General features: G+C 71.6%; 20 protein-coding genes. 10 read left to right on the top strand and 10 right to left on the bottom strand.

What is annotated here, in order from left to right; translation table 11 throughout:
- The first annotated feature begins 62 nt into the window (after positions 1-62).
- Complete coding sequence (locus tag ACZ68L_RS05830) at positions 63-3,452, top strand: ATP-binding protein (RefSeq protein ID WP_469574430.1); 3,390 nt, start codon at positions 63-65, stop codon at positions 3,450-3,452.
- A 64-nt stretch (positions 3,453-3,516) separates the two neighbouring features.
- On the opposite strand, the gene ACZ68L_RS05835 is transcribed toward ACZ68L_RS05830, so the two are convergent.
- The 5 genes from ACZ68L_RS05835 to ACZ68L_RS05855 form a co-directional block, all read right to left on the bottom strand.
- Complete coding sequence (locus tag ACZ68L_RS05835; protein WP_469574431.1) at positions 3,517-5,403, bottom strand: ABC transporter ATP-binding protein; 1,887 nt, start codon at positions 5,401-5,403, stop codon at positions 3,517-3,519.
- Positions 5,404-5,981: 578 nt separating this feature from the next.
- On the bottom strand, positions 5,982-6,602 hold the full coding sequence (locus ACZ68L_RS05840) for a TetR/AcrR family transcriptional regulator (RefSeq protein ID WP_361448731.1): 621 nt from the start codon (positions 6,600-6,602) through the stop codon (positions 5,982-5,984).
- 50 nt (positions 6,603-6,652) lie between these two features.
- Positions 6,653-7,936, bottom strand: coding sequence for a hypothetical protein (locus ACZ68L_RS05845; protein ID WP_469574432.1), 1,284 nt, complete (start codon positions 7,934-7,936; stop codon positions 6,653-6,655).
- Positions 7,933-8,805, bottom strand: a complete 873-nt coding sequence (locus ACZ68L_RS05850) for a cupredoxin domain-containing protein (RefSeq protein ID WP_469574434.1) — start codon at positions 8,803-8,805, stop codon at positions 7,933-7,935. Before ACZ68L_RS05850 ends, ACZ68L_RS05845 begins: the two co-directional genes overlap by 4 nt.
- Positions 8,802-10,982: a right-handed parallel beta-helix repeat-containing protein gene (locus ACZ68L_RS05855; protein WP_469574435.1), complete on the bottom strand. Its 2,181-nt coding sequence runs from the start codon at positions 10,980-10,982 to the stop codon at positions 8,802-8,804. Before ACZ68L_RS05855 ends, ACZ68L_RS05850 begins: the two co-directional genes overlap by 4 nt.
- Before the next feature lie 123 nt (positions 10,983-11,105).
- On the opposite strand from ACZ68L_RS05855, the gene hmgA reads away from it, so the two are divergent.
- The 3 genes from hmgA to ACZ68L_RS05870 all read left to right on the top strand — a co-directional run bounded on the left by hmgA (position 11,106) and on the right by ACZ68L_RS05870 (position 14,574).
- Complete coding sequence (gene hmgA / locus ACZ68L_RS05860) at positions 11,106-12,434, top strand: homogentisate 1,2-dioxygenase (protein ID WP_469574436.1); 1,329 nt, start codon at positions 11,106-11,108, stop codon at positions 12,432-12,434.
- An 83-nt stretch (positions 12,435-12,517) separates the two neighbouring features.
- Positions 12,518-13,285, top strand: a complete 768-nt coding sequence (locus ACZ68L_RS05865) for a GntR family transcriptional regulator (RefSeq protein ID WP_469574438.1) — start codon at positions 12,518-12,520, stop codon at positions 13,283-13,285.
- 62 nt (positions 13,286-13,347) lie between these two features.
- Positions 13,348-14,574, top strand: coding sequence for a type ISP restriction/modification enzyme (locus tag ACZ68L_RS05870; protein ID WP_469574440.1), 1,227 nt, complete (start codon positions 13,348-13,350; stop codon positions 14,572-14,574).
- Between the two features lie 21 nt (positions 14,575-14,595).
- On the opposite strand, the gene ACZ68L_RS05875 is transcribed toward ACZ68L_RS05870, so the two are convergent.
- On the bottom strand, positions 14,596-15,303 hold the full coding sequence (locus ACZ68L_RS05875; protein ID WP_469574442.1) for a TetR/AcrR family transcriptional regulator C-terminal domain-containing protein: 708 nt from the start codon (positions 15,301-15,303) through the stop codon (positions 14,596-14,598).
- Positions 15,304-15,366: 63 nt separating this feature from the next.
- On the opposite strand from ACZ68L_RS05875, the gene ACZ68L_RS05880 reads away from it, so the two are divergent.
- Both ACZ68L_RS05880 and ACZ68L_RS05885 read left to right on the top strand, forming a co-directional pair.
- On the top strand, positions 15,367-16,344 hold the full coding sequence (locus tag ACZ68L_RS05880) for an ATP-binding cassette domain-containing protein (protein WP_469574444.1): 978 nt from the start codon (positions 15,367-15,369) through the stop codon (positions 16,342-16,344).
- A gap of 71 nt (positions 16,345-16,415) precedes the next feature.
- A complete protein-coding gene (locus ACZ68L_RS05885) occupies positions 16,416-17,168 on the top strand; it encodes an ABC transporter permease (protein ID WP_469574576.1) in 753 nt (250 codons plus the stop codon).
- Positions 17,169-17,184: 16 nt separating this feature from the next.
- Here ACZ68L_RS05885 and ACZ68L_RS05890 read toward each other — a convergent pair whose 3' ends face one another.
- The 3 genes from ACZ68L_RS05890 to ACZ68L_RS05900 all read right to left on the bottom strand — a co-directional run bounded on the left by ACZ68L_RS05890 (position 17,185) and on the right by ACZ68L_RS05900 (position 19,347).
- On the bottom strand, positions 17,185-17,793 hold the full coding sequence (locus ACZ68L_RS05890; protein ID WP_469574445.1) for a TetR/AcrR family transcriptional regulator: 609 nt from the start codon (positions 17,791-17,793) through the stop codon (positions 17,185-17,187).
- 220 nt (positions 17,794-18,013) lie between these two features.
- Positions 18,014-18,277: a hypothetical protein gene (locus tag ACZ68L_RS05895; RefSeq protein ID WP_469574447.1), complete on the bottom strand. Its 264-nt coding sequence runs from the start codon at positions 18,275-18,277 to the stop codon at positions 18,014-18,016.
- A gap of 269 nt (positions 18,278-18,546) precedes the next feature.
- A complete protein-coding gene (locus tag ACZ68L_RS05900) occupies positions 18,547-19,347 on the bottom strand; it encodes an SGNH/GDSL hydrolase family protein (RefSeq protein ID WP_469574449.1) in 801 nt (266 codons plus the stop codon).
- A 239-nt stretch (positions 19,348-19,586) separates the two neighbouring features.
- On the opposite strand from ACZ68L_RS05900, the gene ACZ68L_RS05905 reads away from it, so the two are divergent.
- Entirely contained in the window at positions 19,587-20,681 is a 1,095-nt protein-coding gene (locus ACZ68L_RS05905) for a DUF5925 domain-containing protein (RefSeq protein WP_469574450.1), read from the top strand.
- A gap of 153 nt (positions 20,682-20,834) precedes the next feature.
- Here the strand turns inward: ACZ68L_RS05905 and ACZ68L_RS05910 are convergent, their stop codons facing one another.
- The gene (locus ACZ68L_RS05910) at positions 20,835-21,212 is read right to left on the bottom strand and encodes a GntR family transcriptional regulator (RefSeq protein ID WP_469574451.1); all 378 of its coding nucleotides are present in this window, start codon (positions 21,210-21,212) and stop codon (positions 20,835-20,837) included.
- 70 nt (positions 21,213-21,282) lie between these two features.
- Here ACZ68L_RS05910 and ACZ68L_RS05915 point away from each other — a divergent pair, with 70 nt between their 5' ends.
- From ACZ68L_RS05915 to htpG, 3 genes are all read left to right on the top strand, one after another.
- Positions 21,283-22,203, top strand: a complete 921-nt coding sequence (locus tag ACZ68L_RS05915) for a GNAT family N-acetyltransferase (protein ID WP_469574452.1) — start codon at positions 21,283-21,285, stop codon at positions 22,201-22,203.
- Positions 22,184-22,678 (top strand): ribonuclease FAU-1 family protein, encoded by a 495-nt coding sequence (locus ACZ68L_RS05920; protein ID WP_469574454.1) that lies wholly within the window; start codon positions 22,184-22,186, stop codon positions 22,676-22,678. Before ACZ68L_RS05915 ends, ACZ68L_RS05920 begins: the two co-directional genes overlap by 20 nt.
- Positions 22,679-23,274: 596 nt before the next feature.
- Positions 23,275-25,215: a molecular chaperone HtpG gene (gene htpG, locus ACZ68L_RS05925; protein WP_469574455.1), complete on the top strand. Its 1,941-nt coding sequence runs from the start codon at positions 23,275-23,277 to the stop codon at positions 25,213-25,215.
- The last annotated feature ends 17 nt before the right edge of the window (positions 25,216-25,232 follow it).

Genomic DNA, 25,232 nt, shown 5'->3' on the forward strand with positions numbered 1-25,232 from the left:
CCCGTCCCACCGGTCGGGGGGCCTGCGGTCATTTACGGGGCGGCGGCTACAGTGACGCGCCTATGAGCGCGCGACACGAGGCCGGACCAACAGGCGACCACCCTCGGGATGAGTCCCCCGGCGCGCCCCCACTGCTGCGACTGCACCTTTTCGGCGGATTCCGCGTGACCCGCGACGGCGGCGCACCGCTCGCCGGCAAATGGCCCCGCCCCAGCGCGCAGTCGCTCGTGAAACTCCTCGCCGTCTCCCCCGGTCACAGCCTCCACCGCGAGCAGGCCATGGAGATCTGCTGGCCGGACGCCGACGACCGGGCCGCACTCGGCAGTCTGCGGGTCGCCCTGCACGCCGCCCGCCATGCCCTGGAACCCGAGCTGGCCCCCCGCGCCTCCTCGTCCTATCTGACCGGCGAGGGCACCTTGCTCCGGCTCGATCCGCACACCGTGGTGATCGACGCCGATCACGCCGAGAGCCTCGCCGAGCAGGCCTTGGCCGCGAGTACGGCCGGGCCGCTGGCCACCGCGCTCGCCGCGTTCACCGGCGAGCTGCTGCCCGAGGACCGGTACGCGCCCTGGGCCGAGGCCCGGCGCGAGCAGCTCTCCGCGCTGTGCGACCGGGTGCGCCTCGCGCTCGCCGAGGCCCATCTCGCCGACGGCGAGACCGAGTCGGCCACCGAGGTGGCGCTGCGCGCCGTGGCCGCCGCGCCGGCCGAGGAGCGCGCCCACCGGGTGCTGATCGACGCCTATCTGCGCCAGGGCCTTCGCCGGCAGGCCGTGCGCCAGTACCACCTGTGCCGGGAGGCTCTCGACGCGGAGCTCGGCGTGCGGCCGGGCCCGGCGACCGAGCAACTGCATCTGCTCGCGCTGGACACGTCCACGGCCGTGCTCCCCGCAGCCTCCGCTCCCGTGCTCCCGGCCGCGATACGCACCCCGCCCGGTCCGCCGCTGCGGGGCCGGGCCGACGAACTCGGGGTGCTGCTGGCCGCCGACGGTCCTCCGGTGCGGCTCGTCGGCGGCGAGGCCGGGGTGGGCAAGACACGGCTGACGGCGGAGGCGGCCCGGCGGGCGGCCGAGGCCGGGACGACCGTGCTGTGGGGCGCGGGCCACGATGCCGAGGGGCACACCCCGTACGGCGTCTTCGTCGAGGCGCTGGATGCGTGGCTGGCCGACCGGCCGCCGCCCGAGCGGGCCGGGATCGGCGGCGAATACCCCGAACTGGCCTCACTTCTCCCCTCGTTGGGACAGATCGGGGCGGACGCGGAGCGCAGTCCCGAGGAACAGCGCGACCGGCTGTTCCGGGCGGCGGCCGGGCTGCTCGGCGATCTCGCGGCGACCGCGCCGGTGCTCATGGTCCTGGACGATCTGCACGCCGCCGACACCGGCTCGTACCAGTTGCTGAGTCATCTGGCCCGCCGGGCGATGACCACCGGGACGGACTGGCGGTTCGTCGTGACGTATCGCGCGGAGGAATTCGACGCGACGGACGCACGGCGCACCGCACTGGACTCCTTGATAGGTCAAGGACTGGCCCGTTCCTTGGAATTGGCCCGGCTCGGGCGTGTCGAATGCCTTGCCGTCGCCGAGGACGCGGGTGCCAGGACCGCGCTGGACCGGGTCTGGGAGCTGTCGCTCGGCAACCCCCTCTTCGCCCTGGAGCTGGCTCGTACCGTCGGTGAGGGCACCGATCCGGCGGCGCTCAGCGCACCGGAGGGCGTGCGGCAATTGGTGGCCGCGCGGCTGGCCCGGCTCGGCCCGGCGGCGCGCCGGGTCGTCGAAGCGGTCTCGGTGGCGGGCGGCGGCGCCGCGCTGTCCGAGGTGCTGGATGTCGCCGAGCACGGACTGCATCCGCCGCTGTCGGCCGCCGAGGCGACGGACGCCATGGACGCGGCGGTCGCCGCCTCGGTGGTGGCGGAACGGCCGGTGGTGGTCGGCGGGCGAACGTTGCCCGGACTCGCCTTCCGCCATCCGCTGGTGCGGCTGACCTGTTACGACGGCCTGTCCGCCGCCCGTCGCCGCCAGCTGCACTCGGCGTACGCGGAGGCGGTCCTGCGGCGCAGGCCGGACGCGGTCGACACACTGGCCTCGCATCTGACCCGGGCCGACGACCCGCGCGCCACACAGTATCTGCGGCAGGCCGCCGAGCGCGCCGCCGCGCTGTGCGCCAATGACACGGCGGACCGTTACTACGGCGAACTGACCGCCAGGCTGGACGCGTTGGCCGCCGATGCGGCACAGGCCCGGATCGACCGGGGGGCCGTGCTGCGCCGCATGGCCCGCTACCGCGAGGCTGCGGCGGTGCTGCGCGAGGCGCTGGACGACATGGTGCGGCGCGGCGACCGGGACGGTCAGGTGCTGGCCGCCGCACGGCTGACCGAGGTCCTGGTGAAGTACCGCTCCACGGACGAGGGCGAGGCGCTTCTGCATACGTATCCGCCGGGCCCCGGAACTCCGCCGCTCACCGCCGCGAACCACCATCTGGCGGCGGCGGTGCTGAAGTTCGTGACCGGGCGGTACGAGGAGGCACACGCCTGCGCGTGTACGGCTCAGCAGGCGGCCGACGCCGCGCCGGACAGCGGGCGGCGCGGGCTGCTGGCCCGCGCGCTGGGCATGCAGGCCACCTCACTGGGGCTGGCCGGCCGGCTGGCCGAGGCCCGCCCGGCGGCCGATCTGGCGCTTCCGCACGCGCAGGCGTACGGCGATCAGGAGCTGCTCGTCACGGTCCTCTCCGTTCAGCGGGAGCACTCCCGCCGGTCGGGGCGGCTCGGCGAGGCCGTCTCGACGGGGCGGCGGGCGCTGCGGATGGCCGAGCACACCGGCGATCCGACGGCCGTCGCGTTCGAGCGGGCCAATCTGGCCGAACTCCATCTGTTGCTCGGGGAGTTCGCCGAGGCCGACGACCTCGCGCGGGCGGCGGTACGGGAAACGGGCGAGCGCGCGGAGTGGTGCACCCCGTACGCTCTCGCCGCGCTGGCCCGGGTCCGGATCAGGACCGGCGAGCCGGGGGCGGCCGAGCTGCTGGCGCGTGCCGGGGCGGCGGCCGAGGCGCAGGGCGACCGGCAAGCCGTGCACGAGGTGCGTACGGCGCAGGCGGAACTGCTGGTGCACGAGGGCCGCCCGCTGGAGGCTCTGGCGGTGCTGGCCGACGACAGCGGGCCCGGCACGGCCCCGCTGCTGGCATGGGCGGAGCTGCTGTCGGGGCAGCCGGAGAACGCCGTGCGGCTGGCATCGGAGGAGACCGCACGCGCCGAACAGGCGGGCGAACGACTGTCGGAGACAGAGGCCCGCACGGTGCATGCCGCCGCGCTCGCGGCACTGGGCCGGAAGGCGGCGGCACAAGAGGAGTTCGGACGGGCTGCGGCCCTGGCAGAGGAACTCCCCTATCCTGCGGGGGCGTTCGCGTTGGAAAGGGCCGGTGGGACGGACTGGACCGCCGCCCGTGCCGGATTCCCCGGCTGACCGATGGTCCGGGGCGCCGCCCCTGCCGGATTCCCCGGCTGACCGATGGTCCGGGCGGCCGTGGTCAGCCGAGCCCCAGGGGCTCCGTGCCGGGGCTCTCGAACTGGGTGCGGTACAGCTCCTCGTACCGTCCGCCCGCCGCGAGGAGTTCTTCGTGGGTACCCCGCTCCGTGATCTGCCCGTTCTCCACCACCAGGATCAGGTCGGCCGCCCGTACGGTGGAGAGGCGGTGGGCGATCACGATCGCGGTGCGTCCGGCCAGCGCTTCGGTGAGCGCCTCCTGCACCGCGGCCTCGGAGGTGTTGTCCAGGTGGGCGGTGGCCTCGTCGAGGATGACGACGCGCTGGCGGGCCAGGAGCAGCCGGGCGATCGTCAGCCGCTGGCGTTCGCCGCCGGAGAGCCGGTAGCCGCGTTCGCCGACGACGGTGTCGAGCCCGTCGGGCAGCGAGGCGACCAGACCGTCCAGTCGTGAGCGGCGCAGCGCGTCCCAGAGGTCCTCCTCGGTGGCTCCGGGCCGGGCGAGCAGGAGGTTGGCGCGGACCGACTCGTGGAAGAGGTGGCCGTCCTGCGTGACCATGCCGAGAGTGTCGCGCAGGGTGTCGGCGGACAGATCGCGTACGTCGATGCCGCCGATGCGTACCGCACCCTCGTCCGTGTCGTACAGGCGCGGCAGCAGTTGCGCGATGGTCGACTTGCCCGCGCCGGACGAGCCGACGAGCGCCACCGTCTGGCCCGGCTCGGCGCGGAAGGAGACCCCGCGCAGCACTTCGCCGCCGCCGCGGGTGTCGAGGGTCGCGACGTCTTCGAGCGAGGCGAGGGAGACCTTGTCCGCGGACGGGTAGCCGAACCGGACCTCGTCGAACTCCACGGCCACCGGGCCCTGAGGGACCGTCCGCGCATCCGGCTTCTGGTCGATGAGCGGCTTGAGGTCGAGGACCTCGAAGACCCGCTCGAAGCTGACGAGGGCGCTCATCACCTCGACGCGTGCCCCGGCCAGCGCGGTGAGCGGCGCGTACAGCCGGGTCAGCAGCAGGGCCAGTGCGACGACCGCGCCCGCGTCCAGCTGTCCGCGCAGCGCGTAGTACCCGCCGAGTCCGTAGACGAGAGCGAGCGCCAGCGCCGACACGAGCGTGAGGGCGGTGATGAACGCGGACTGGGCCATGGCCGTACGTACCCCGATGTCGCGCACCCGCGCCGCTCGGGCGGCGAATTCGGCGGACTCGTCGGCGGGCCGGCCGAAGAGCTTGATCAGTGTGGCGCCGGGGGCGGAGAAGCGCTCGGTCATCCGGGTTCCCATCGCGGCGTTGTGCGCCGCCGCCTCGCGCTGGAGCCGCGCCATCCGGGCACCCATGCGGCGCGCGGGCAGTACGAACACCGGCAGCAGCACCAGCGCGAGCACGGTGATCTGCCAGGAGATGGAAAGCATGACGCCGAGGGTGAGAAGCAGCGTCACGACATTGCTGACGACGCCGGACAGCGTGTTGCTGAAGGCGCGTTGGGCTCCGATGACATCGTTGTTGAGGCGGCTGACGAGCGCACCGGTGCGGGTGCGGGTGAAGAACGCGATCGGCATGCGCTGCACATGGTCGAAGACGGCGGTGCGCAGATCCAGGATCAGCCCTTCGCCGAGGTTCGCCGAGAGCCAGCGGCCGACCAGACCGAGCGCCGCCTCCGCCACGGCGATCACGCCGATGAGCAGGGACAGCCGTGTGACGGTGCCCCCTTCCTTTCCGGCCACGATCGCGTTCACGACGCGGCCGGCGAGGATCGGAGTGGCGACCGCGAGCAGTGCCGTCGCCACGCTCAGGATCAGGAAGAGGGCGACCCGGCGCCGGTGCGGGCGGGCGAACGCGGCGATGCGCCGCAGGATTGCTCGGTCGAAGGGGCGTCGGTCCGCTTGCGCGTTCATGACGTTGTGGAGCTGCGTCCACGCGGTGGCTTCCATGCTCATGAGAGGAACGTACGACCTCCAGTGGACTTGAGGTCAACGCCCGGGTCCGACCCGTGCTCCTGGTACTCCAGCCGGACTTCTCCATCGGCGCTGGTCAACGGCCTGGGCGTGGAGACTGTAGCGGGCTGGAATGAGGTGGGATGGGGGTGGGATGGTCCTTGCCGGGCCGTCCCGCAAACCTGTGGCCGCGCTGCTTGCAGTGGCAACGACGGGCGCGTGCTTGGTGGCGGCGGCGCCAGTGTGACCACGTCATCGCGTGGTCGCGGCCCGGAGCACGGCGGCAGGGTCCAACGGCCGGCAGACGTCGCACATCATCGCCGAGCAGCAGAAGGCCGTCGCCGACGCCCACGCCGGTGCAGGGAGATGGCGCGCGTCATGTGTGGTTCCGCCCGGGACTGGTGGGGTGGAGCGGTGGGCAGCGGCTGCAGTGGGCCGAAATTAGCCCACGGTCCGGGGTGGTGGGAATGACTCGCGCAAAGGTTGCGCGGTACTGGGGTGGGTGAGCCGGCCGAGGCACGCATGGCGGGGAGACGTCGTCGTGACGACATCGGCGCCCCCTTGGAAGGAGGCCCTCTCGGTCAGTCCAGGACCTGGGCCAGGTAGGCCCGGAGCAGGACGCGGGTCTCGGCGACGATGGCCCGGTCGCCCGCCGGGTCGGTACGGAAGGCGAGTTGGAGGAGGGCGTCGGCAGCCTCGACGCAGACGAGGACCGTCCGGAGCAGATCGTCGTCGGGAGCCCGGCCGAGGTGCCCGGAGAGCAGTTCGGTGAGCCGGCCGGCCACCCGGCGGTTGGCTTCGCTGGCCGGGTCGTCGTCGGGAGCGGGTGCGCCGAAGTCGACGAGCGCGAAACCGGCCACGGAGCGCTTCATCGCCAGGTACTCGTCCAGGACGGCGTCGATGGCGCTGCGCCAGTCGCCGGCCTCGATGGCGGCGAGGCGGGCGGTGATGCGTTCGGCGTAGCTGTCCAGGTTGCGCCGCGCGAGCGCGTCGGTCAGCGCGCGCTTGTTGGAGAAGAACCGGTAGACGGAGCCGATGGGGACCTCGGCGCGGACGGCGACGGCCCGGGTGGACAACTGCTCGTAGCCGGTCTCGTCGAGGAGTTCGGCGCAGGCGTCGAGTATCCGCGCGAGGCGTTCGGCGCTGCGCTGCTGCACGGGGGCGCGGCGGAGGTTCGTGTTCGCTTGGGGCACGGGCTCCATCATGCCGTGGGTCTCCTCTGCGGGTGACGGGTCGGTGCGGGGCGCGGCCGTCATGCGATGAGAAGGGAGAGCCCGCCGATGGTGTAGGTGATCATCAGGACCAGCAGCGGGAGTTGCCCCGCGACGGCCCGGCCGGACGGGAAGAGACGCACGGACCGGTCGTGGGCGGCGATGACGCCGAGCACATGCCCCAGGACGATCGCGGCGACCTGGAGCGTGGCCACGCCGCCGGGCCCGAGGGGCGGCTCCGGCGGGAGCGGATTGTCAGTGCCGGATGCCACCATGACTGTGCGTGGCCCTTCGGTGACCAAGAGCGTGAAGTAGTGCGCGACGAGATAGCCGAGGGCGATCGGGACGAGCGAGTGCGCGAAGGCGGTGAGGGGGTGGCCGAGTCGGCCGGAGATCAGCCGGGTGGCGCCGGTGCAGAGGGCGTAGAGGCCGGCCACGAGGGCGACGGCGCCCAGGAGCCCGAGCGTGGCGGCGGTGGTGCGGCCCAGGGGTGAGGTCTGGACGGTGGTGATCCAGGAGGGGGCGTCGGAGAAGCCGTCGTAGGCGGTGGAGCCGAGCATGACGCAGACGGTGGCGACGAGTCCGGGAGTCTGCGGGGTGCCGTCGAGTCCGTTGAACGGGGAGCGGAACACGAGGCGGCGGTCGGCGGTGCGGCGGCCGAGCGGGGAGAGCCGGGCGAGCAGTCCCGAGTACACCTCGAACGCGTCCGCCCGGTCGAACCATCCGGCGCCGTGCCGGGCGGCGCCGGCGAGGTGGACGGCGGCGTAGAGGGAGAGGAAGAGCAGGAGGGTGGTGGTCGACGCGCGGTCGGGGGCGACGAGTTCGAGCCAGGTGAAGGCGAGGAGCCCGGTCGCGGCCGGCCAGAGACCGAGGCGTTCGGGAAGGGGGCGGCCTGCGGCGGGGTCACGGCCGAGCGCGCGGCAGCCGAGGAGGTGGACGGTACGGAGCGGGTTGAGCAGCCGCCAGACGGGACCGAGAAGGAGCGAGGCGGGGACGAGCCCGACCCAGAGGAGTACGTAGACGGCACCGGGGGCCGGGTTGCGGTCCGGGTCGTCCGGTCCGAGGAGGAGGTGGAACGTGACGAACGCGGCGGCGGCCAGCCCGAGTACGCGCACGGCGGTACGGGTGGGCCGGGCGTCGGCGAGCCGCTGGACGGCGGCCGGGACCGGGCGGCCCGCCCGGTCGCCGCGGAATCGGGAGGTGGACCAGAGCAGGCCGAGCGCGAGGAAGGAGACGAAGAGCGCGGCGAAGGCTCCGGCGAAGGCGTAGAAGGGGGACAGGGGAAGGTCGTGCTGGGCACCGATGCCATGGGCGAGGACGCTCACCGTACGACGAGTTGGGTCAGGAGCAGGTCGGACTCGTGTGTCTCGACCTCGAAGAGCCCGGTGCGGTCGGCGGTGAAGGTGAGGGTGACGGTCTTTCCCGCGGGCAGCCGGGCCTCCTTGTCGTAGCCGTGGACGTGGAGGGTGTCGGCGCGGTCGCTGCGGATCCGGAGCTCGATGATCCGGCCCTTCTTGACCTCGGTACGGCCGGGGGCCGGGCTGACCCTGCCGTGGGAGACCACGATCTCCAGGGTCGTGTCGGGCCGGGGCGGTTCGGGTCGGGACGATTCGGGTCGGGGATCGAGGGGAGGGGTGGGCTGTGCGGAGGCGGCGGCGAGGGAGGTGGCGGCCTGGACCGGGGTGGCGTTCACGGCCCAGGCGGTGTGGTCGTCGGCGTAGAGCCGGGCGGTGAGGCCGGTACCGCCACCGGCGGCGCGGACGAGGGAGGCGGGAAGGTGGTACCAGGGGCCGTAGACCCGGGCGAGGGGGCGACCGTCGAGGAACAGCCGTGCGTGGCCACGCCCGAGAAGGGCGGCGCCACCCACACTGTCCGGGGTGAACCGGAAGTTTGCCACGGAGAGATGGACGTTCCACCCGTCCTCGGAGTCCGGCCGCACGGCGACCGTCACCTCGGGGGCACTCTTCGCGTCGACCTGGCGCAGCCGGTGGCCGGAACCGTCGTCGGCGGCCAGGAGCCGGCCGACGCTGCCGCTGGCCTGCTCATGACTGGTGCCGGGTTTGTGGTGGGTGGTCGCCCGCCCACCACAGGCGCTCGCACCGAACACGAGGGCGCCTGCGGTGAGCACGGTGACGGCACAGAGGGCGGTCCGGGTGAGCCGGTCGGAACGCCGTTGCCCGCGAGGGTGGTTCATGATGCGTCTCCCTCCGGAGCGGATGTCGGGGTGGCGGGTTGCCCCGGGGCCGGGGCACGGCCCGAGCCCCGGGCCGGCACCGCACCCGGATCCGGCACCGCGTCGTGCCCCGACAGGCCGGTTCCGTCCGCCGTACCCGGGCCGCCGTGCGGCGCGCCCCGGTCGCCGTGCCGGTCGCCGCCCCGTTCGCCGTGCCGGGCGGAGGCCACCACGGCCCACACCACCCAGATCACACCGAGCAGTCCACGCACCCAGGCCGGGCTGAGCGGAATCCAAGGAATCATGAACACGCCCTTGTCGACGGCATCGAGCAGGGTGAGCGCCCCCAGGACCACCGTGGTCCAGCCCAGCCAGGGCCGTTCACTCCGCAGCGCCAGGCCGATTCCCGTCCACCACACCCCGGTCAGCAGCAGGGCCAGCGCGGGCACATGGGTGGAGGCCAGCCCCATGGTCGATCCGGCCACATCCAGTCCGAGGCCGATCGCACCCAGCACCGTGACCACGGTCGCGAGCCGGCTGCCGCGCAGTCTGCGCCACCACAGCACCCCGCCGACCAGCGCGAGCACCACCGCGACCACCAGCGCCAACTGCACCTCGATGCGTTCGATGCCCCGTGCTCCGTACCAGTCGCAGCCGGCCGGCAGCCGTCGGGCCTGCACGTTGTAGTCGGCGCAGACCAGCAGTTGGGCGAGCTTGACCGGTTCGCCGACGAGCCGGTCGGTACGCCCGGACACGGCGCCGCGCTCGGATCCGCAGACAGGCAGGGCACCCGGGGAGGACGAGCCGGTGTCGGACTGCCAGCAGTTACCGTCGCCCTGGCCGTCCCACCACACGTCGGTGCGGTTGGGCCGGGAGTTGCCCGCCTTGTCCGTACCGAGGTGGTTGCCCGCGTACCGGTTGTGGTGGGAGGTGTCGGCCTGCTTCGACAGCGCGTTCTCGCCGCGGATGAAGGCCGGGACCGCGCTCAGGAAGAACGCGGCGCGCTTCTGACCGTAGATCCAGTTGTTCTCGTACAGGTTCCAGTTGCCGCCCGCGGTGATGATGCCGGAACCCGGCGGCATGGAGATCTGCGGGCAGACGACCCCGTCCTCGTACCCCCGGTCCACGGGCGGCTTGGCGCAGGTGCCGTCGGCGACATACGGGTAGTAGTCGGCGTTGTTGTCGTGGATCAGGTTGCGTTCGAAGCGGGCGTGGTTCTGGGGCAGTCCGGGATGGCCCGGGAAGGCGCTGTCCATCGAGGCGCCGCCCATGTTGTGGTCGAACTCGTTGTCGTGGACGTAGACGGAGTCGCCCGCGGTGCCGGAGTAGCCGACCATGTTGTGGTGGCTGCGGCAGCCGGTGATCTCGATCGAGTAGCGCGGCACCTTGTAGCCGTATCCGTCATTGATGTTCGACGCGCTGCCGGGGTAGATGCCCGAGTCCCCGTTGCCGTACGACTCACAGTTCTTGTACAGCCCGTGGTCGCTCGCGAAGGTCAGAAAGCCGTATTCGTCGTTCCACCGGGTGAGGACGGAGTCGATGACGAAGCCGTCCTGGGCGAGGACGTACAGGGAGTTGAACGTGGTCCGCTGGGCGGTGAAGTTCTTGAAGTAGACGCCGTCGGAGCCGTCCGCGCGGATCGCGTTGAGCTTCTGGTACTTGGCGTCGATGACGACATCCGTGCGCTCGGCGCCCGTCCCCTCGATCTGGAGGTTCTTCTTCCCGAAGATCGCCACCAGGTTCTGGTTGTGCGGGCACCGTGCCTGCTGCGCGTAGGACAGGATCTGGTAGCCGAGCTTGGAGTTGGGCGCCTTCAGGCGGGCGCACTCGCCCGCCGGCTTGGGCAGCGAGGGCTCCTCCTCGTACAGGCCGGGCAGGATCGCGATGTTCATGCCGGGCCTGCCGACCGCGTCGACGGCCTGCTGCAGATGGCGGTAGCCGGACTTCTGGCAGCGGTCGAACAGCTTCAGGTTCCGGGACCGCAGCCCCTCCGGGAAGCCGGATATGCGGCGCTCGAAGTCCGCCCGGTCGCTCTTGCAGACCAGCAGATCCGGTTCGCCGGTGCGATACACGGGGACACTGCCGGTTCCGTCGGGCAGGGTGACCGGACGTTCCTCGTGCGCCTGGGCGGCCGGAGCCGCGAGGAGGGCGGCGGCGAGCGCCGCCAGGATCACCAGAAGTCTTCGTGTCCACGACATGTGCGGGAGAGTAGAGCATTGTTCAACTTTTGGAACCCCCCTGCGCGTCACGAATACCGTTGACGCGCCCCGTTTCGATTCCTACGGTTGTCCATAGGATTTCTTCGGCACCGGGAGCGGCACATGAGCGGCATCGAGCAGGCGAGGAAGACGGCGGAAGGGCTGGAACATTCCGCCGGTTTCGGCAATCAGCACAGCTCGGAGGCGGTGCCGGGGGCGCTGCCGATCGGCCGCAACTCGCCCCAGCGCGCGCCCCTCGGGCTCTACGCGGAGCAGCTGAGCGGCTCGGCCTTCACCGAACCACGGGCGCACAACCGGCGTTCCTGGCTCTACCGGATCCGCCCGTCGGCCGCTCACCCGCCGTTCGCCCGCATCGACAACGGCGCGATCCGGACCGCCCCGTTCACCGAATCCGTGCCCGACCCCAACCGGCTGCGCTGGGATCCGCTCCCCCAGCCTGCGCCCGGGACGGACTTCCTGGCCGGCCTGTGGACCCTCGGTGGCAATGGCGACGCGACGCAGCGCACCGGCATGGCCGTGCATCTCTACCACGCCAACGCATCCATGACCGACCGGGTGTTCAGCGATTCGGACGGCGAGCTGCTGATCGTCCCGGAGCGCGGCGGCCTGTTGCTCCGTACCGAACTGGGCCTGCTGCGCGCCGATCCGGGGCACATCGCACTGATCCCGCGCGGCGTCCGCTTCCGCGTGGAGCTGCTCGATGCCACCGCCCGCGGCTACGTCTGCGAAAACTACGGCCAGCCGTTCGCCCTCCCCGACCTCGGCCCGATCGGCGCCAACGGCCTGGCGAACGCCCGCGACTTCCTCGCTCCCTTCGCCGCGTACGAGGACACCGAACGCCCGGTGGAGGTGGTGAACAAGTTCTGCGGGAATCTCTGGTCGGCGACCTATGACCACTCGCCGCTGGATGTGGTCGCCTGGCACGGCAACCACACTCCGTACGTCTACGATCTGCGCCGTTTCAACGTCATCGGCTCGATCAGCTACGACCACCCCGACCCGTCGATCTTCACGGTGCTGACCTCGCCGTCCGACACCCCCGGCCTGGCGGGTGTCGACTTCGTCGTCTTCGCGCCGCGCTGGCTGGTCGGCGAGGACACCTTCCGGCCCCCGTACTTCCACCGCAATGTGATGAGCGAGTACATGGGCCTGATCGAGGGCGCGTACGACGCGAAGACGGCCGGCAAGGGCGGCTTCGTCCCGGGCGGCGGTTCGCTGCACAACATGATGTCGGCGCACGGACCGGACCGGGAGACCTTCGACCGGGCGAGCGGGGCGGAGCTGAGACCGCAGAAGATCGATGACGGTCTCGCCTTCATGTTCGAGACCCGCTGGCCGGTGACGGCGACCGGGCAGGCGGCGACCGCCGGGCATCTGCAGCACGGCTACGACGACGTGTGGCAGGGTCTGAGCCGCAACTTCAGGCCGTAGGCAACGACGCCGCTTCCCGGCCCCCGCGTCGTCGCGGCCACCGTGTCGCAGTACGGAGAGACCAGGTGACCCAGGTGCCTCACATGCCCAAGACGTCCCAGGGGCCCGCCTTCGCTCCCGACTCGCTGGTCCTGAACCGCAAACTGCCGCTGTGGTACCAGGTCTCGCAGTCCTTGCGCGCCTCGATACTGGGGCGCGCCAAGGACGCCTCGGCGCGGCTGCCGACCGAGGAACAGCTCGCCGCACACTACGGCGTCAGCGTCCTGACCATGCGCCAGGCGCTCAAGGAGCTGGAGACGGAAGGGCTGATCAGCAGGCACCGGCGGCGCGGCACCTTCATCGAGCCGCGCGCCCGCCGGGTCTCGCCGGTCCGGCTGCTGGGCTCGATCGACGCGATCGTGGCCCAGCAGTCGGGCGAGCGGGCCACGGTCCTCGGCCATGGCCCGGTCGCCGTACCGGGCGATCTCACCGAACACTTCCCCGACTGCGCGGAGGTGGTCAGCTACCGCAGGCTGCGCCGCGACGGGGACAGCGGTGAGCCCACCAACTGGGCGGAGAACGCGGTGCGTCCCGAGGTGGCGGCCCGGCTTGACGTCTCCGATCTCGAACGCTGGCCGATGACCAAGGTGTTGCGCGACCGGGTCGGTGTCCGGATCGCGCGTATCACCGACACGGTCGAGGCGCGCCTCGCCGACCCGGTCACCGCCGAACTCCTCCAGGTGCCGCTACTGAGCCCGATCCTGTTCTACACGGGCGTCACGTACGACGAGAGCGGACAGGTGGTGGATGTGGCGCAGATCCGCTACCGGGGCGACCGGTTCTCGTTCTCGGTGACGGTGGAAGCGCACTGACGGCCCGCCCGGCGACGCCGTTACGATGCCGGAGGCGGCGTGGCGACGGGGAGGACGACACGGTGGCAGCACGGGCGGCGGCCGGAGCCGGCGGAGACGACGACATCCCGCTGCTCGACGACCTCATGCCATGGTCCGTACGGCCGCTGCGGACCGGCCGCCCCTGGGTCACCGCCCCGGACGCCGGTTCGCTCAAGGCCCGTTGGGAGCGGCTGGTCCGGGCCGAGGCCGCCGAGCGCGAACGGCTGTTCCGGTCCACTCGTTCCCGTACCCCGCGGACCCCGGTGGCGGCGCTTCCGGGGCAGGCCACCGGCACCGGCCGGTTCGCCCACGAGTCCGGGCCGTGCCCCGAGCCGGTACGGATCCTGCACGGCCCGTTCGACGAGCAGTGGCTGATCCCCGACCACCGGCTGATCGATGCCGCCCGTCCCGAGCTGTGGCGGGTCGCCGACGGGCACCAGCTCTTCGCCGTCGAGCACGGGTGCGTGCCCCAGGACACCGGACCGGCCCTGACCGTGACGTCGCTGCTGCCGGACGGCCATTCCCCCGCGGGCCGGCCAAGCCGGATCCGGCCGCTGTACCGGCGCCCCGGCGGTCTCGAACCCAATCTGGCCCCCGGACTGCTCGCCCTGCTCCGTGACCGCCACGGGAACACGGTCACCGATCGCTCCGTGCTGGCCTGGACGCTCGCGGCGGCCCGCCACTCCCCCGCCGGTTGCGCGGTGCCCCTGCCCGCCGACACGGAGCACTGGTCGGCGGGGGTGGAGCTGGGAGAGGAACTGCTGCGGCTGGAGCTGCGCGGTGCCCGCGGCGGGGAGCGCCCGCGGCTGCCCGGTGGGCGCCGCCCCTATGTGCGGGCCTCGGTTCCGCCCGTACCGACCGCGTTGGGGTACGACCCGGCCGACGAGACGCTCACGCTGGGCACGGGACGGATCTCGCCGGTGCCGGCCGGGGCCTGGGAGTTCCGGGTCGGCGGGGTCCGGATGCTGGAGCTGTGGTTCGAGCGCCGCACGGCGGCGGCCGGGGCACAGGACGCGGACGGCCTGGAAGCGGTCCGGCCGCGCGCCTGGCCCCAGGAGTGGACCTCGGAGCTGCTGGAACTGATCACCGTGCTCGCCCTGCTGGCCGAACTCCGGCCCCGGCAGGAGGGCCTGGCGGACGGCCCGCGGATCACAGCCGACGACCTCCGCGCGGCAGGTGTCCTGCCCGTCCCGGCCGCGGCCCGGCGGCCGGCCTCGGTACTCGACCATCAGGAAGAGGGCCCGGACGGGCAGTTCGCGCTGCTGTGACGGGCCGCCGAGGCCCGCGCACTACCGCTCGAAGGAGTCCAGCACCCGGTTCAGCGCCCGGTCGAAGACCCCCTCCAGATCGATCGGCCCGGAGTCCTCGGCGAATCCCGCCGCCATCCGCGGATACTTCCCGGTGGCGATCCGGCTGATCAGATAGCCGGTGCGCACGGCGTGCTCCTGCTCCTCGGACCAGGGCAGCGACCGGCTGCGCTCCGCCGTGGCGATCTCGTTGGCCACATAGGTGGTGACCACCCCGTTGACCATGGCGATGAGTTCCATCTTCTCGCCGAACCGTGCGTCGACGCCGTCCAGGAGGCTGAGCGTGTACTCCAGATACCGCAGCGCGTTCGGGCTGAAGCCGTACACGGGTGACATCAGCCGGGGCACCCAGGTGTGGCGGTGCATCATCGCGCGGGCCTGATGGGCCAGCGCGATGAGATCGGCACGCCAGTCGCCGGACGGCTCCGGGAACTCGTACCCGCCGCTGACCGCGTCGAGCATCAGCTCGTACAGATCCTCCTTGCGCGGCACGTAGTTGTACAGCGACATCGTGCCGCAGCCGAGCTCGGCGGCCACTTTCCGCATGGACACCGCGTCGAGCCCCTCCGCGTCCGCGATGCGGACGGCGGCCGCCGCGATGTCGGCGCGGCTGAAAGCGGGCCTGGGGCCTCGGCCCGCACGCTCGGGGCGCGCCCAGATCACTTCGGGTACAGCGGGTCGCCCCACCATTGATCATCACCTCTCCCACCATCGTAGTTACGTACACCGTACGTAGTGCGGTACGGTGGCCGCATGACAACTACGTACGCTGTACTTAGTGAAGGTCTGGAGAAGCGCTACGGCGATGTCCACGCGCTACGGGGACTCGATCTCGCGGTCGCCGAGGGCACCGTCTGCGGAGTACTGGGGCCGAACGGCGCGGGCAAGACCACGGCCGTCCGGGTCCTCACCACGTTGACACCCCCGGACGGCGGCAGCGCCCGGGTGGCGGGCCACGACGTGGTGCGCGAGGCGGCTGCGGTGCGCGCGGCGATCGGCGTGACCGGGCAGAACGCCTCGGTCGACGGCGAACTGTCCGGCCGGCAGAACCTGCGGCTCTTCGCCAAGCTGCTCCGGTTCCGCGGCCAGGCCGCGCGCACCCGCGCCGACGAGCTCCTGGAGCGCTTCGAGCTGACGGAGGCCGCCGACCGCCCCGCCCGCACCTACTCGGGCGGCATGCGCCGCCGCCTCGACCTCGCCGCCAGTCTGCTGACCCGCCCCCGGGTGCTGTTCCTGGACGAGCCGACCACCGGACTCGACCCGCACAGCCGCAACCAGATCTGGACGGCCGTACGGGAACTGGCCGACCGGGGCACGACCGTCCTGCTCACCACGCAGTACCTGGAGGAGGCCGACCAACTGGCCGACGACATCGTGCTGATCGACCGGGGCCGGGCCGCCCACCGCGGAACCCCCACCGAGCTGAAGGCCCGCATCGGCAGTTACGCCGAAGTCGTCGTCCCCCATGATTCCGCGCTGGTCCCGGCGGCAGCCGTACTCGATCAGCTCACCGGCACCGAACCGGTACTCGACCACGAGCGCCGCACCGTGGGCGCCGTCACGACCGACATCACGCTCACCCTCCCCCGTATCGTCCGCGAACTCGACGCGGCGGACGTACCGCTGGTCGACGCGAGCCTGCGCCCGCCGACGCTCGACGAGGTCTTCCTCCGCCTGACCGGCCGCGGCGACGGCCGCACCTCCCCACCCCTGAAGGAGACGGCAGCATGAGCGGCATCGCACCGGCCCACGAGCCGAACGTCGCACCGGCCACGAGCGCCCCGGTCGCCGACGCCCTGGCCATGCTGGGCCGCCATCTGCAGCGGATCAAGGCCGCGCCGGGTGTCATGATCCTGACCCAGACCATGCCGATCACGATGCTGCTGTTCTTCGGCTACGTGTTCGGCAGCGCGCTGGCCATGCCCGGCCAGGAGTACCGCGCGTTCCTGGTGCCGGGGCTGCTGGCGTCGACGGCGGCCAACGGCATCATGGTCGGGATGTTCCAGGCCTCGCAGGACAGTGACCGCGGGGTGATGGACCGGTTCCGTACGCTGCCGATGAGCCGGCCCGCCGTACCGTTCGGCCAGACCGCCGCAGATCTGCTGACCACCGCCATCGGCATGATCCCGCTGATCCTCGTCGGGCTCGCGGTCGGCTGGCGGATCGAGGGCGGCCCGCTCGCCGCTCTGGGGGCCTTCGGGCTGCTCCTGCTCCTGCGGTTCGCCACGTCGTGGCTGGGCTGCTGGCTGGGCCTGCTCATCCGCAACGAGGAGGTCGCCGGCCAACTGGGCAGCGCCACCTTCATCCTGCCGCTGCTGTCGAATGCGTACATCCCGACCGACAACCTGCCCGGCTGGCTGCGGACGGTCGCGGAGTGGAACCCGATCAGCGCGATGGCCTCGGCCACCCGCGAGCTGTTCGGCAACGCGTCCCCGGCGGCCGACGCCGCCTGGCCGGTCGCCCATCCGGTGGCCGGGACGCTCGCCTGGTCGGTGGCGCTCCTCGCGGTGTTCGTGCCGCTGGCCGTACGGCGTTACGCGCGCGGCGGCGAATGACCCCGGCGCACCCCGGTCACCGGGGCAGCGCGGTGGGTTGGTCCAGGGCGCCGAGCAGGCTGATGAAGCTCGACTCCAGGAAGGCGCCGAGCTCCGCCGGGGCGTCGGGCCCGCCGGGCGGCCAGCTGGTGACGGCCTCCTCCGCGAACGCCATCCAGGCCCTGGCCGCGACCGGCAGCCGCGGCGAGTCCGGCATCCCGAGCCGCCGCTGGGCCTCCTCCACCCGCCGGGCGAGGACGCCCCTGGTGCGCTCGACGATGTCCTCCACCGTCGGCTGACCGCCGGCGGCGCCGCGGACCAGGGCGAGGTACACCTTGCGGTGCTCCAGTACGTACGCCACGAAGCCGGTGATGAACGACCGCAGCCAGGGGATGGGCTCCAGCGAGTAGTCCGGTTCCGTGGCTGCGGCGAAGCCGTCGCACTCCTGACGCACGACGGCGCGGTAGAAGTCCCGCTTGGAGTCGAAGTAGTGGAAGAGCAGCCCCCGGGAGATACCGGCGCGGCGCGCCACCTCGTCCGTGGAGAGCTCGTCCAGCGACCGGTCGGCGAGCATGTCCAGCCCGATGGCGACCAACTGGGCCCTTCGTTCGTCGGGGCTCAGGCGCGCGGCTCGCTTCTCGGGCATGCGAGCAGTCTAGTAAGTACTTCGGTGCCGAACTATTTGGGCATACCGCTCGGCATGGGCCGGATGCCTCGGCGAGCACACCGAAGCGCTGCTGCGGACCCCGGGGATGACGGGAGGGCGGACAGCAGCGCAGCGCCGCGACGGCGCGGTCACCCGAGCGAGCGGGCCGGCCGGGGAGCCCGAGCAGTGGACCGATGCGCGGTCGTGACGGACCGTCGGGTCAGTGGCGGCTGCCGAAGAGCGAGCGGCGCAGTCGTCGCAGCGGCGCGAAGAGCGAGACTCGCGCACTCCTGCTCCGACGGCTGTGGGCGGGGTCGCGCGAGGTGAGCTCGCGCATCAGCAGCGTCGCCTCCGCCGTCTCCCGCTGCGGGACGGCAGGGCCGCCGAGCACCGCGAGATGGCGGTCGAGGCGCGAACTCGTCGCACTGCTTCCGCATGTGATCGCAGGCACACGCGGCCTGCTGCGCATCGCTATCTGTTCCATGTCACTCCCCACCCGTACGAGGGCACCCGCCCCGGGCAGGTTAACCCTATCCCCCCGCGACGACACCCGTGTATCCCGGTCACAGGATTGAGCACACACATACGGAGGTTGACGTCCGGCATCCGAATCCGCCCGATTCCAGGGCGAGTTGGACAGAACGGAAGTGGTTCGTCCGCGATGGCCCGCCGGCTGCCGGACGGAGACCCCTGCGAACGGGGCCTCCTGCCCGCCGGCCTGCCGGACGGGCCCGGCGCATGACGGAGCGGGGATCAGGCTGCCGAGTTCAGGACCGGCAGATAGCCGCCCGACTGTCCGGCCGCGGTGGGGTGGTAGGACTCACCGATGTCGAGCCAGTTGAGGCTGTGCGGCCAGGCGCTTCCGGAGCAGATCTCGTGTCCGGTGAACTTCCCCGCGACATCGGCGTAGGTGAAGCCGTGGTCGGCGGCACGCTTGGCGGTCGCCGCGTTCAGGTAGTCGGCGGCACCGTTGATCGCGGTACGCACCTTGTCGCTCAGGCCGACGACGCAGCTGCCGCCGATCTTGTAGAAGCGCGGGTACCCGAGGACGACCACGCGGGCGGACGGCGCCTTGGCGCGGATCGCCGAGTACACCGAGTCGAGGTTGCCGGGCAGGGTGGTGTCGACATAGCTGCGAGCCGTGGCGATCCGGCTGAGGCAGGTGGCCTCCGACTGGAGGACGCAGGTGGTCATGACGTCGGAGAAGCCCGCGTCGTTGCCGCCGATGGAGATCGAGACGAGGTCGGTCGAGGCGTTCAGGGGGCCGAGCTGACCGGCCTTGACATCACTCGTGCGGGCGCCCGAGCAGGCGGTGAAGGCGAAGGACGAGGGCGAGTTGGCGGCGGCCCAGAGCGCGGGGTAGGCCTTCGTGCTGCGCTTGCAGTCCCCACTGGCGCTGTCGTAACTGCCGGATCCGACACCCGAGGAGTACGAGTCCCCGAGTGCGACGTAGTCGACGGACGAGGCGGCGTTGGCCGTGGTCGCTCCGGTCAGCGCGAGTACGGCGCCGAGCAGGAGCGATGACGAGAACGCCACGAGTCTGGATATCTTCATGGGACCTCCCTGGGACCGACCGGCAGGATCTCCGCCTGGTCTGCCGTGTCCGTGGTAGCAGCACCCGCACCTCCACCGGAAGTGTTCATGCCAAGTCGATCCAACGAGTTCTCCCACGCGCCGCCTTGAGGTCGCGTCATGTCCGCGGTCCGGCCGTCGGGGACTTCGACCTCCGAAGCGGGGAGGAAGGTGGTGAAACCCGGGTGCGTCGGGTGCTCCCTTGCCGGATCATGGGCGCCATGCCTGCCAACCCCGAGTCCGCTCTGCCGATCCGGCTCACCGTCGACGACAGCGATTCCCCGTCCGACGTCGTCGACGCGCTGTTCCTCGGCCGCTTCGCGACGGGCGAGCAGCCGTACTCGCACAGCTCGTCCCTGGACCGCGTCAAGGCCGGGGCGACCCTGCTGCCTCCGGCGGCCAAGGTGCTGCGGGCCGCGCGCGACGACGACCGCAGCGCCACGCTGGCCGAGGGCGACGGCTGGACGCTGCTCATCTCGCGGTGGAACCGCGGCGCCGACGTCACGGTCACCGCCACCAGCGCGGAGCTGGCCCGCAAGGTCCTCGGCCAGGCGACGGACGGCGCCCAGGACGAACCGGAACCGCAGCCCGAGAACGTGACGATGGGGTTCTGGTACGTGTCCCCGCGCCGCGGCCCGTACCGCACCACCCGGCAGATCGCCGCCGGCACCTGGGACGAGGTCCGCGCCAACTACACCGCGCCGGTGGCCGATGCCATGGACCGGCTGATGAAGGTCACACCCGATGACATCGCGGGTCGGCTGCTCCTGCTGCACGGTCCGCCCGGCACCGGCAAGACCTCCGCGCTGCGCACCCTCGCGCGCTCGTGGCGGGACTGGTGCCAGGTCGACTGCGTGCTCGATCCGGAGCGGCTCTTCAACGACGTCGGCTATCTGATGGACATCGCGATCGGCGAGGACGACGGCACGGCGAAGGGCCGCTGGCGGCTGCTGCTCCTGGAGGACTGCGACGAGTTGATCCGCGGTGAGGCCAGACACACGGCGGGCCAGGCACTCTCCAGGCTGCTGAACCTCACCGACGGACTGCTGGGCCAGGGACGCAACGTGCTCGTGGGCGTCACCACCAACGAGGACCTGGAGCGGCTCCACCCGGCGGTGGTCAGGCCCGGCCGCTGCCTCGCCAGGATCGAGGTGGGACCACTGACCCGCGGGGAGGCGGTGGGCTGGCTGGGTACGGAGGAAGGACTCGGCCGCGAGGGCGTCACGCTCGCCGAGCTGTACGCGTTGCGGCGCGGCAGCGGTCCCGCGTCGGTGCCGAAGCAGGACTCGGGCGCGGACGCGGGCCTGTATCTCTGAGCCCGGCGGCCCGTCGCCCTCGGCCGCCGGACGGGCCGGAGGACCGAGCCGGTCCGGCGGCCGAGGGCGGATCCGCCACCGGTCGGCCCGAGATCCGGATCAACGGGCCGCGTCGGCCCCGGTCGCGGCCCCGGCAACGGCAACGGCAACGGATCAGTGCGCCGCGTACGCCGCCCGTACCGCGTCCTCGGCCAGGGACAGCGCCTCGGCCCGCGACAGCCCCAGCCGCCGGGCCTGCTCCGCGTACTCCTGGGCGGCGGCGGCCGCATGACGGTCCGCCGCGTCCCCGGCGGCGGCGATGAACGTGCCGTTGCGCCCACGGGTCTCGATCACCCCGTCGGTCTCCAGCGCCCGGTACGCCTTGGCCACGGTGTTCGCGGCGAGGCCGAGCTCCTCGGCGAAGCCGCGTACGGTCGGAAGTCTGAAGCCGACGGGCAGCGCGCCGGAGCGGGCCAGCTCGGAGATCTGCGTGCGCAGTTGCTCGTACGGGGCGGTACCGGCGTCCGGGTCAAGAGCGATCTTCAGGGTCACGCCCCGATTCTCCCCCACCGGCCGGAAAATCAGGGGCGGCCCGAGCGTGCCCGCGCGTAATGTCCGGCCCATGACTGTCCTCGTTCGCGATTTCCTGCCCGCCGATGCCGAGGCCTGGGCGCGGATCCGGCGTTCCGCACTGCCCTACATCGTGACGACTCCCGAGCAGGTCGCCTTCGATCTGTCCTCCGCCCATCCCGGCAAGCGCTACCAGCTGCTGGTCGCCGAGGAGGACGGGGAGCTCATCGGGACCGCGCAGGTCGGCCTCGTCCACGACAGCCCCGAACCCGGCCAGGCGTTCTTCAACCCGTACACGCACCCGCACCGCACCGGTCGCGGGGCGGGTGGGTTGCTGCTGAGCACGGCCGAGGAGTACCTGGCGCGGGAGGGCGCACTCGCGATCTACACCTGGGTACTCGACGCCCCGTCGAACCGCGCCTTCGCGGAGAAGCGCGGCTACACGGCCGGCCGCTCGGCCCACTTCCTCCATCTCGACCTGGCCCACAGGGTGCTGCCGCCCCGTCAGGAGCTGCCGAAGGGCGTCGAGTTGCGTACCGCCGCCGACTTCGCGGACGACCCGCGCCCGCTCTTCGAGGCGGACGCCGAGACCACGGCCGACGAGCCGAGCGACACCCCGGCCGAACTGTCCGACTACGAGGACTGGCTCCGGCAGACCTGGCGCCGCCCCGGATTCGACCACGCGCTCACGTCGGTCGTGGTCGTCGACGGAGAGGTGGCGGCGTTCAGCGCGGCGCAGACCGACGGACTGACCCGCTACATGTCGGGGATGACCGGAACCCGCCGGGCGTACCGCAACCGGGGCCTGGCCAGGCTCGCCAAGAACGACTCGCTGCACCGGGCGCGTGCCGCCGGATACACGGACGCGTACACCGGCAATGACGCGGACAACGGTCCGATGCTGGCCGTCAATCGATGGTTCGGCTACGAAATCTGTTCCACGGAGGTGCGCCATGTCCGCAAGCTCGGCTGAGACCGCGCTGGTGGTCGCCCTGGTGAAGGCCGGGCGGACCAAGATCCGCTATCCGGCGGACGTGGTCCGCGACGACGGCACCCGGGTGACGGTGCGTGCGCCCTGGGCGGCGCCGGGGGTCCGCGACTTCGGCTTCGTACGGTTCGAGCCGGGGGATGTGTTCACCGAGCACTACTGGCGCGACCGCTGGTTCGCCGTGAAGGAGGTCCGTGGCGGCACGGGCGGACTCAAGGGCTGGTACTGCGACATCACCCGTCCCGCCGTGCTGCGGGACGGAGAGCTCTTGGTCGAGGATCTGGACCTGGACCTGTGGGTGTCGGCGGACGGTTCGTCCGTGCTGCGGCTGGACGAGGACGAGTTCGAGGAGAGCGGGCTCGCCGAACGCGACCCCGCGGCGGCCGGGGCGGCCCTCCGGGCACTGGACGAACTGGAACACCTGGCCCGCACGGAGGGCCTCGCGGCGCTGCTGGCCTGAAGCCCGAAGCCGCCGTCCGTCCGCCGGAGTTCCCGCCGCAGGAACCCCGGGCGGTCGACGCCCCGGCCGCGACGGTCCGCCGCGCACCGGGCCCACGGAGTGCGCCCGGTGCACGGCAGTGGGTCCGGGACCCGCTCCCGCCCTCATGCGCACTGGCCGGGAACCGTTTGCGTGAGGACCGGTTGATCCAAGACCGACCGGCACGTGGGGGGTGAGAGAAGGAGCGGGGCTGGGTGCGTGCAGCTGCAAGGCGGAGGAGGAAGGCAACGCGAAGGGGGCCCCTCCCCTGCCTTTCGGGCCATGGGGGAATTGTCGACCGACGACAACGCCGCAGATGTGCGTACCCAGCCCCGCGACGCCGCACCCCATGTGCCGGTCGGTCCTAGACCGACCGGCACGTGGGGGGTGGGAGAAGGAGCGGGGCTGGGTGCGTGCAGCTGCAAGGCGGAGGAGGGAGGCAACGCGGAGTGTTGTCGACCGACGACAACGCCGCAGATGTGCGTACCCAGCCCCGCGACGCCGCACCCCATGTGCCGGTCGGTCTAAAGTGCTCAGGCCAGTTACCCACCCGGTGACCTGAGAAGGAATCACGGAATATGCCGACTGAGACGTTCGAGTTTCAGGTGGAAGCGCGCCAGCTTCTGCAGATGATGATCCACTCGATCTACTCGAACAAGGACGTGTTCCTGCGCGAACTCGTCTCCAACGCCTCCGACGCGCTCGACAAGCTGCGACTCGAAGCACTTCGCGACGACTCGCTCGGCGCCGACGTGTCCGACCTCCACATCGACATCGAGACCGACCAGCAGGCCCGCACGCTGACCGTGCGGGACAACGGCATCGGCATGTCGCACGACGAAGTCGTCCAGCTCATCGGGACCATCGCGAACTCGGGCACGGCGAAGTTCCTGCGGGAACTCAAGGAGGCCGAGGACACCGCCGCGGCCGAGGGGCTGATCGGCCAGTTCGGTGTCGGGTTCTACTCCAGCTTCATGGTGGCCGACGAGGTCACGCTGCTGACCCGGCGCGCGGGCGAGAGCCAGGGCACCCGCTGGACGTCGAGCGGCGAGGGCACGTACACGATCGAGACCGTCGACAGTGCCCCCCAGGGCACCGCGGTCACGCTGCGGCTCAAGCCGGAGGACGCCGACGACCGGCTCTACGACTACACCTCCCCGTGGAAGATCAGGGAGATCGTCAAGCGGTATTCGGACTTCATCACATGGCCCGTCCGCATGGCCGCGGAGACCGCCTCCGACGACAGCGCGGAGCCCGGTGAGGGGGCCGAAGGCGATGCCCCGCGCGCACCCGAGACCCTGAACTCGATGAAGGCCCTCTGGGCCCGCTCGCGCGACGAGGTCACGGACGACGAGTACCACGAGCTGTACAAGCACATCAGCCACGACTGGATCGCCCCGCTCGAAACCATCCGGCTGCAGGCGGAGGGCACGTTCGAGTACCAGGCACTCCTCTTCATCCCGTCGCACGCGCCCCAGGACCTCTTCATGCAGGGGTACAAGCGCGGCATCCAGCTCTATGTGAAGCGCGTCTTCATCATGGACGACTGCGAAGCGCTGATGCCGCCGTACCTGCGCTTCGTGAAGGGTGTCGTCGACGCGCAGGACCTGTCGCTCAACGTGTCGCGCGAGATCCTCCAGCAGGACCGCCAGATCCAGCTGATGCACCGGCGTCTGGCGAAGAAGGTGCTGTCGACGGTCAAGGACATGATGTCCGCCGATCCGGAGCGCTACGCCACGTTCTGGCGGGAGTTCGGCCGCGTCCTCAAGGAGGGGCTGCTGAGCGACTTCGAGAACCGTGACGCCATCCTCGGCGTGGCCTCCTTCGCCACGACCCACGACAAGGACGAGCCGACCACACTGCGGCAGTACGTGGAACGGATGAAGGACGGCCAGGAGCACATCTACTACATCACGGGCGAGTCCCGGCAGGCCGTCGAGAACTCCCCGCACATGGAGGCCTTCCGGGCCAAGGGCGTCGAGGTGCTGCTGCTGACCGATCCCGTCGACGAGGTGTGGGTCGAGGCGGAACCCGAGTTCGACGGCAAGCAGTTGCGGTCCGTCGCCAAGGGCGAGGTCGACCTCGGTACCGAGGAGGAGAAGAAGGAGGCCGCGACCGAGCGCGAGAACCGGCAGCAGGAGTACGCGGATCTGCTCGCCTGGATGACGGACCGGCTGAGCGGGACCGTCAAGGAGGTACGGCTCTCCTCGCGCCTCACCGTCTCGCCCGCCTGCATCGTCTCGGACGCGCACGACGTGACACCGGCGCTGGAGAACATGTACCGCGCCATGGGCCAGCCCGTCCCCCACGTCAAGCGCATCCTCGAACTCAACCCGGAGCACCTGCTGGTCAGCGGCCTCAACCGGGCGCACTCCGAGAAGAGTGAGGAGTCCGGTACCGGCCTGGAGGAGACGGCCGAGCTCCTCCACGACCTGGCGCTGCTGGCCGAGGGCGGCGAACTCGGCGACCCGTCGCGCTTCGTCAGGCTGATGGCCGACCGCCTTGAGCGGACCCTGTGAGCCGAGGCCACGACACC

The sequence above is a fragment of the Streptomyces sp. NPDC104309 genome (genome assembly GCF_055584025.1).

Bases quoted from the DNA above. Each gene is read 5' to 3' on its own strand.
- ACZ68L_RS05830 (WP_469574430.1), top strand. From the start codon at position 63: ATGAGCGCGCGACACGAGGCCGGACCAACAGGCGACCACCCTCGGGAT.
- ACZ68L_RS05895 (WP_469574447.1), bottom strand. From the start codon at position 18,277: ATGGAACAGATAGCGATGCGCAGCAGGCCGCGTGTGCCTGCGATCACA.
- ACZ68L_RS05885 (WP_469574576.1), top strand. From the start codon at position 16,416: ATGCTGGGCCGCCATCTGCAGCGGATCAAGGCCGCGCCGGGTGTCATG.
- ACZ68L_RS05900 (WP_469574449.1), bottom strand. From the start codon at position 19,347: ATGAAGATATCCAGACTCGTGGCGTTCTCGTCATCGCTCCTGCTCGGC.
- ACZ68L_RS05835 (WP_469574431.1), bottom strand. From the start codon at position 5,403: ATGAGCATGGAAGCCACCGCGTGGACGCAGCTCCACAACGTCATGAAC.
- htpG (WP_469574455.1), top strand. From the start codon at position 23,275: ATGCCGACTGAGACGTTCGAGTTTCAGGTGGAAGCGCGCCAGCTTCTG.
- ACZ68L_RS05865 (WP_469574438.1), top strand. From the start codon at position 12,518: ATGCCCAAGACGTCCCAGGGGCCCGCCTTCGCTCCCGACTCGCTGGTC.
- ACZ68L_RS05920 (WP_469574454.1), top strand. From the start codon at position 22,184: ATGTCCGCAAGCTCGGCTGAGACCGCGCTGGTGGTCGCCCTGGTGAAG.
- ACZ68L_RS05850 (WP_469574434.1), bottom strand. From the start codon at position 8,805: ATGAACCACCCTCGCGGGCAACGGCGTTCCGACCGGCTCACCCGGACC.
- ACZ68L_RS05855 (WP_469574435.1), bottom strand. From the start codon at position 10,982: ATGTCGTGGACACGAAGACTTCTGGTGATCCTGGCGGCGCTCGCCGCC.
- ACZ68L_RS05840 (WP_361448731.1), bottom strand. From the start codon at position 6,602: ATGGAGCCCGTGCCCCAAGCGAACACGAACCTCCGCCGCGCCCCCGTG.
- ACZ68L_RS05880 (WP_469574444.1), top strand. From the start codon at position 15,367: ATGACAACTACGTACGCTGTACTTAGTGAAGGTCTGGAGAAGCGCTAC.
- ACZ68L_RS05890 (WP_469574445.1), bottom strand. From the start codon at position 17,793: ATGCCCGAGAAGCGAGCCGCGCGCCTGAGCCCCGACGAACGAAGGGCC.
- ACZ68L_RS05915 (WP_469574452.1), top strand. From the start codon at position 21,283: ATGACTGTCCTCGTTCGCGATTTCCTGCCCGCCGATGCCGAGGCCTGG.
- ACZ68L_RS05875 (WP_469574442.1), bottom strand. From the start codon at position 15,303: ATGGTGGGGCGACCCGCTGTACCCGAAGTGATCTGGGCGCGCCCCGAG.
- ACZ68L_RS05905 (WP_469574450.1), top strand. From the start codon at position 19,587: ATGCCTGCCAACCCCGAGTCCGCTCTGCCGATCCGGCTCACCGTCGAC.
- hmgA (WP_469574436.1), top strand. From the start codon at position 11,106: ATGAGCGGCATCGAGCAGGCGAGGAAGACGGCGGAAGGGCTGGAACAT.